At 68.5% G+C, this 6,518-nt stretch carries 4 protein-coding genes; all 4 read right to left on the reverse strand.

The features are described 5' to 3' along the window. Nucleotides 1-16 precede the first annotated feature (16 nt). A complete protein-coding gene (gene gyrB / locus AC1HC7_RS04160; RefSeq protein WP_479496907.1) occupies nt 17-2,443 on the reverse strand; it encodes a DNA topoisomerase (ATP-hydrolyzing) subunit B in 2,427 nt (808 codons plus the stop codon). Nucleotides 2,444-2,827: 384 nt separating this feature from the next. Further along, nucleotides 2,828-3,973 carry a DNA replication/repair protein RecF gene (recF, locus tag AC1HC7_RS04165; protein WP_479498713.1) on the reverse strand — a complete coding sequence of 382 codons (1,146 nt, stop codon included), beginning with the start codon at nt 3,971-3,973 and terminating at the stop codon, nt 2,828-2,830. 28 nt (nt 3,974-4,001) lie between these two features. Continuing rightward, a complete protein-coding gene (gene dnaN, locus AC1HC7_RS04170) occupies nt 4,002-5,120 on the reverse strand; it encodes a DNA polymerase III subunit beta (protein WP_479496905.1) in 1,119 nt (372 codons plus the stop codon). 279 nt (nt 5,121-5,399) lie between these two features. Beyond that, on the reverse strand, nt 5,400-6,518 hold a 1,119-nt coding region (gene dnaA / locus AC1HC7_RS04175), incomplete at its 5' end, for a chromosomal replication initiator protein DnaA (RefSeq protein WP_479498714.1).

Raw genomic sequence — 6,518 nt, forward strand, 5'->3', positions numbered from 1 at the left:
CCCGCAATCGAAACATTCAGACGTCGAGATTCTCCACCGACAGGGCGTTGTCCTGGATGAACTGGCGGCGCGGTTCGACCACGTCGCCCATCAGCTTGGTGAAGATCTCGTCGGCCTCGTCCATGTGATCGACGCGGACCTGCAGCAGGGTGCGGGCCTCGGGGTCGAGCGTGGTTTCCCAGAGCTGATCGGGGTTCATCTCGCCCAGACCCTTGTAGCGCTGCAGGGTCAGCCCGCGTTCGCCCTCGGCCATGATCAGGTCCAGCAGTTCGGAGGGCCCGCGCACCGGGAAGCGGCGGTCCTTGCGGGCCAGCGCGGCGGGGCTGGCATAGACTTCGCGCAGCGATTCCGTCAGCGCGGCGAGGCGGCGCGCCTCCACCGACCGCAGGGCGGCGCCGTCGAGCACCCGGGTCTCGGACACCCCGCGCAGCACCCTTGTGAGGCGCAGGCCGTCATCGTCGGTGGCCTCGCCGGTCCAGCCGCGCTCGGTCTCGGGCGCCACCGCATCGAGCCGTGCGGCCACGGCGGCGGCGACGGCCGCGGGGTCGTGGCCGTCGTCGTCGTCGGGATGGCCCATGGCGCCGGCGATGGCCGCCTGCTCCAGCACGAAGCGCGGGTAGTTGGTGGGAAAGGCGGCGAGCGCGTTGCGGGTCTGGCGCGCCTCGTCGATGACGCGCAGCAGGTCCGGGCCGGCGATCTGGGCGCCGTCGCCGATGGTCAGGGTCGCGCCCTCGGCGCCTTCCGAGATCAGGAAATCCTCCAGCGCGCGCTGGTCCTTCAGATAGACCCCGCCGGGGCGGTTGCCGCGCGCCACCCGGAACAGCGGCGGCTGGGCGATATACAGATAGCCGCCCTCGATCAGTTCTGGCATCTGGCGGAAGAAGAAGGTCAGCAGCAGGGTGCGGATATGGGCGCCGTCCACATCGGCGTCGGTCATCACGATGACCTTGTGATAGCGCAGCTTGTCGATGTTGAATTCGTCGCGCCCGATGCCGGCGCCAAGCGCGGTGATCAGGGTGCCGATCTCCTGGCTCGACAGCATCCGGTCAAAGCGCGCGCGCTCGACATTGAGGATCTTGCCGCGCAGGGGCAGCACCGCCTGATTGAGCCGCGAGCGCCCCTGCTTGGCCGAGCCGCCGGCGCTGTCGCCCTCCACCAGGAACAGTTCGGATTTCGCCGGGTCCTTTTCCTGGCAATCGGCGAGCTTGCCGGGCAGCGAGGCGACATCCATCGCCGATTTGCGCCGGGTGAGTTCACGCGCCTTGCGCGCCGCCTCGCGCGCCTGCGCCGCCTCGACGATCTTGCCGACCACCACGCGGGCCAGCGCCGGGTTTTCCTCGAACCACTCGGACAGCTTTTCGTTCATCAGCCCTTCGACCGCGGGGCGCACCTCGGAGGACACCAGCTTGTCCTTGGTCTGGGAGGAAAATTTCGGGTCCGGGACCTTGACCGACAGCACGCAGGTCAGGCCCTCGCGCGCGTCGTCGCCCGACAGGTTGACCTTTTCCCGTTTCGCCAGCCCCGACGAGCCGGCATAGCCGTTGATGGTGCGGGTCAGCGCGCCGCGGAACCCGGCCAGATGGGCGCCGCCGTCCCGCTGGGGGATGTTGTTGGTGAAGGGCAGGACGTTTTCGTGATAGCCGTCGTTCCACCACATGGCCACCTCGACGGCGATGCCGTCGCGTTCGCCGCGGATGACGATCGGATCCTCGATCAGCGGGGTCTTGGAACGGTCGAGATAGCGCACGAATTCCTCGACGCCGCCCTCGTATTCCATGATCTCCTCGACCGGTTCGGCGCTGCGTTCGTCGCGCAGCGCGATGCGCACCCCGGAATTGAGGAAGGCGAGTTCGCGCAGCCGGTGCTCCAGCGTCTTGTAGACGAAATTGCGGTCCGAGAACGTGTCGAGCGAGGCCAGGAACCGCACTTCGGTGCCCTTGCGGCCGTTGGCGTCGCCGAGGATCTTCAGCGGCTGCACGGTCTCGCCGTGCTCGAAGCGGGCGAAATGCTCCTTGCCGTTGCGCCAGATGCGCAGCTCCAGCCATTCCGACAGGGCGTTGACCACCGACACGCCGACCCCGTGCAGCCCGCCCGAGACCTTGTAGGAATTGCTGTCGAACTTGCCGCCCGCGTGCAGCTGGGTCATGATCACCTCGGCCGCGGACACGCCTTCTTCCTGGTGAATGTCCACCGGAATGCCGCGGCCGTTGTCGCTGACCGAGACGCTTTCATCGGCGTGAAGGGTGACGGTCACGGTGTCGCAATGGCCGGCCAGCGCCTCGTCGATGCCGTTGTCCACGACCTCGTAGACCATGTGATGCAGGCCCGAGCCGTCATCGGTGTCGCCGATATACATGCCGGGGCGCTTGCGCACCGCCTCCAGACCTTTGAGAACCTTGATAGATTCCGCGCCGTATTCCGCGTTCTGGTCGTCGTCAGCCATCTGTGCATCCTTGTTGCCTGCGCGGAATTTATCCGCTTGGGCGAAGGGTGTCACGGGCCGAATGGCGCGCATCGCCGGCGGGGCGCGCGGGGGCGGCGAGAATCGCCGGGATCGGTCGGGCGGCGGTTCTGTTTTGGGAATTTCACTTTGCGACCCCCAAAAAGGCGGTGGCCGCCGCGTGGGGGATTTATCACGCGACGGCCAGCGTTTAGAGACGCAAAATCGAGATCGAACTCTTACACGGACGCTTTCAACATGAATGTATAATTAACAGATAGACCCATTTTTTGCAAGTGATTCGTTTGCAAGATAAAAGAGCATATTTCTGCAGGTTGCAACTCTAGGTAGATTTGCGGCCGCGCAGCGACTTGCGGGCCTGCGGTTTCAGACCAGGGGGAGGATCTGCGATCCCCCCTCCGCCTCGCGCACCTCCGCCAGCAACGCCTTGTCGGCGATGCCCGCGAACAGCGCCGCGCCGGTGCCGGTCATCCAGGCCTGCGCGCCGAGCCCGAGCAGTTCGTCATACAGCGCGGCGCGGCGGTCGTCGTCGAGATGCGCCGCCACCTCGTCGAGCAGCAGGATCGGCGCGACGCCTTCGCACGCCGCCAGCGCCCGCGCGTTGGCCAGCACCAGCGAGATCAGCAGCGCCTTCTGCTCGCCCGTCGAACACAGCCGCGCGGCGATGCCCTTGACGGCGTAGACCGCTTCGAAATCGCTGCGATGCGGGCCGGCGAGCGTGCGCCCGGCGGCGGCGTCGCGCGCCCGGCCCCCGGCCAGCGCCGCGCGCAGGTCGTCGGCGGCCGCCGACTCGCCCGCCGCCGGGTCCGTTCCATCGGCGATCAGCGCCGCAAAGCGGGTTTCCAGCGCGCCGTCGCAGGCGATGTCGGCGGCGGGAAAGGCGGTCTCGGCGGCGGCCTGCGCGGCGGCGAGCCGGGCGACGGTCTCGGCCCGCGCCCGCGCCACCGCGGCGCCCGCCTCGGCCATGCGCGATTCCAGCGCGTCGAACCAGGCCGGATCGCGCATCCCGTCGCGCAGCAGCCGGTTGCGTTCGCGCATGGCCTTGTCATAGGCGAGCGCGCGCGCCGCGTGTCCGGGGTCGAAGCTGAGCGCCGCGCGGTCGAGAAACCCCCGCCGCTCCGCCGCGCCCTCGGTCCACAGCCGGTCCATCGCCGGGGTCAGCCAGATCACCCGGGCGATGTCGCCAAGCCGGGTCTGGGTGGCGGATTTGCCGTCGATGCGCACGGCGCGGGCGGCGCCGGGCCCGGCGAAGGTCTCGACCTCGTGATCGCCCCCGGGCCCGGTCAGCGTCGCGGTGATCTTCCAGCCGATGCGATCGGGGCGGCGGGCCAGCGTTTCGGCGTTGGCGCGGCGCAGCCCGCGCCCCGGCGACAGCAGCGAAATCGCTTCCAGCACATTGGTCTTGCCGGCGCCGTTGGGGCCGAACAGCGCCACCGGGCGGCCGTCCGGGTCGATCCGCGCCCACCGGTAGGATCGGAAATGCGACAGCGCGAGGCCGGCGAGGCGGCTCACGCCCGGGCCGCCGGTCCCTCGGCCCGGCTCAGACCCGCATCGGCATGACGACGTAGACGGCGCTTTCGTCATCGCCCTCGCGCACCAGCGTCGGGTCGCCCGGGGTGTTGAGCAGGAACACGGCGTTTTCGCGGTCCACCTGGCCGGCGATCTCCAGCAGATACTTGGCGTTGAAGCCGATCTCCAGCGGCTCGTCGTCATAGGCGACCGCCAGCTCCTCCTCCGCCGCGCCGCTGTCGGGCGCGTTCACCGACAGCACCAGCCGGTCGGCGTCGAGCTTCAGCTTCACCGCGGGGGTGCGTTCCGAGGACACCGTGGACACCCGATCCACGGCCGAGGCGAATTCGGCGGCGTCCACCACCAGCTGGCGCGGATTGCCCACCGGGATGACGCGGGTGTAGTCGGGGAACGATCCGTCGATGACCTTGGAGGTCAGGGTCAGCTCCGGCGTGGCGAAGCGGATCTTGGTTTCCGACACGCTGACCGCGATTTCCTGATCGTCATCCTCCAGCAGCTTGCGCAATTCGCCCACGGTCTTGCGCGGCACGATCACGCCGGGCGCGTCGCCGGCGTCGGCGGGCAGCGGCGCGTCGACGCGCGCCAGCCGATGCCCGTCGGTGGCGACGCAGCGCAGGGTCGGCTCGCCGTCCCGCTCGGCCACATGCAGATAGACGCCGTTCAGGTAGTAGCGGGTCTCCTCGGTCGAAATGGCGAATTTCGCCTTGTCGAACAGCCGGCGCAGCAGGGGCGAGGGCGCGGCGTAATTGGTGTCGTATTCGCTCGACGCCATCACCGGGAAATCCTCGCGCGGCAGGGTGGCGAGCGAAAACCGCGACCGCCCGGCGACCACGTCGAGCCGCCCGGTCCCGGGATCGTCATGCAGCGAGATCATCGCCCCGTCCGGCAGCTTGCGCACGATTTCATGCAGCGTGTGGGCGCCCACCGTGGTGGCGCCCGCCTGCTCCACCATGGCGGGAATGCGGTCGATCACCTCGATGTCGAGATCGGTGGCGCGCAGCGACACTTCGTCGCCGCCCGCCTCGATCAGCACGTTGGAGAGGATCGGGATGGTGGTCCGCCGCTCGACCACGCTCTGCGCGCGGCTCATGGCCCTGAGGAGAGACGCCCGCTCGATGCTGAACTTCATCGCACTGCCCAAACTGACTGGAAGCCGCCCCCGCAGCGGCTGGATGCTGGATGCGGGGACGGCTCACATTAATGGCTTGCGCGCATGAGGCAATGGCAGATTGCGGTTTCGCGGCGTCATTGCGCCTGAATGCGGCGCTTTGCCGGCCACGCCGGGGAAAGCGCCGTGATTTAGACCCCTGGGGCGGCCCTGACCCGACCCTGGATGCATTGGGACCGGCCCTGGATCGCCGGGGCGCCATCGGGGCGCCATCGGGGCGCGGTTCGGGGCGCGGGCGGCTCAGGCCTCCAGAATCCGGCGCAGCAATTCGAGATCCTCGGCGATCTGGCTGTCGGTCTCCTTCAGCCGCTCGATGGTCTTGATCGCGTGGATCACCGTGGTGTGGTCGCGCCCGCCGAAGCGGCGCCCGATCTCGGGCAGGGATTTCGAGGTGAGCGTCTTTGACAGATGCATGGCCATCTGGCGCGGGCGCGCCACGGCCCGCGCGCGGCGCGGTGACAGCAGGTCGTTCATGCGCAGGTTGAAATGGACGGCCACCTGCTTCTGGATCTCCTCGATGGTGACCTTCTTGTCATTGGCGCGCAGCAGGTCGCCGAGGCATTCCTGCGTCATGTCCAGGGTCACCGGCCGCCCGACCAGCGAGGCGAAGGCGATCAGCCGGTTCAGCGACCCCTCCAGCACCCGCACGTTCGACGAGATGCGATGGGCGAGGAATTCCAGCACCTTCGGCGGGATCTCGATGTCGGGATGGGCGACGCGCTGGGATTCGGCCTTGGATTGCAGGATGCCGAGCCGCAATTCGTAGTCGGCGGGGTGCAGATCGACCACCAGCCCCCATTGCAGGCGCGACTTGATGCGGTCCTCCAGGCCCTTGATCTCGCCCGGCGCGCGATCGGCGGAGATGACGATCTGCTTTCCCTGATCCACCAGCGCGTTGAAGGTGTGGAAAAATTCGTCCTGGGTGGAATCCTTGCCGGCGATGAACTGCACGTCGTCCACCATCAGCACGTCGACGGAGCGGAACAGCTGCTTGAAGCCGATCATGTCCTTGTAGCGCAGCGCCTGCACGAAGCGGTACATGAACTGCTCGGCGGACAGATAGACCACGCGGCGGTCCGAGGTTTCGCGCAGCTTCCAGGCGATGGCGTGCATCAGGTGGGTCTTGCCCAGCCCGACGCCGCCATAAAGGAACAGCGGGTTGAAGGTGACCTCCTCCGGGGCCTCGGAAACCCGGCGCGCCGCGGCGTGGGCCAGCTCGTTGGGCTTGCCGACCACGAAGCGGTCGAAGGTGAAGCGGATGTCGAGGGGCGAGGTCGGCAGGTCGTCGGGCCCGTCGCCGCCGCCCGGGATCGCCTGCGCCCTGGCCGGCCCCCTGGGCGGGGGCGCGGCCGCGGCGCC

Source organism: Oceanicella sp. (assembly GCF_056449545.1).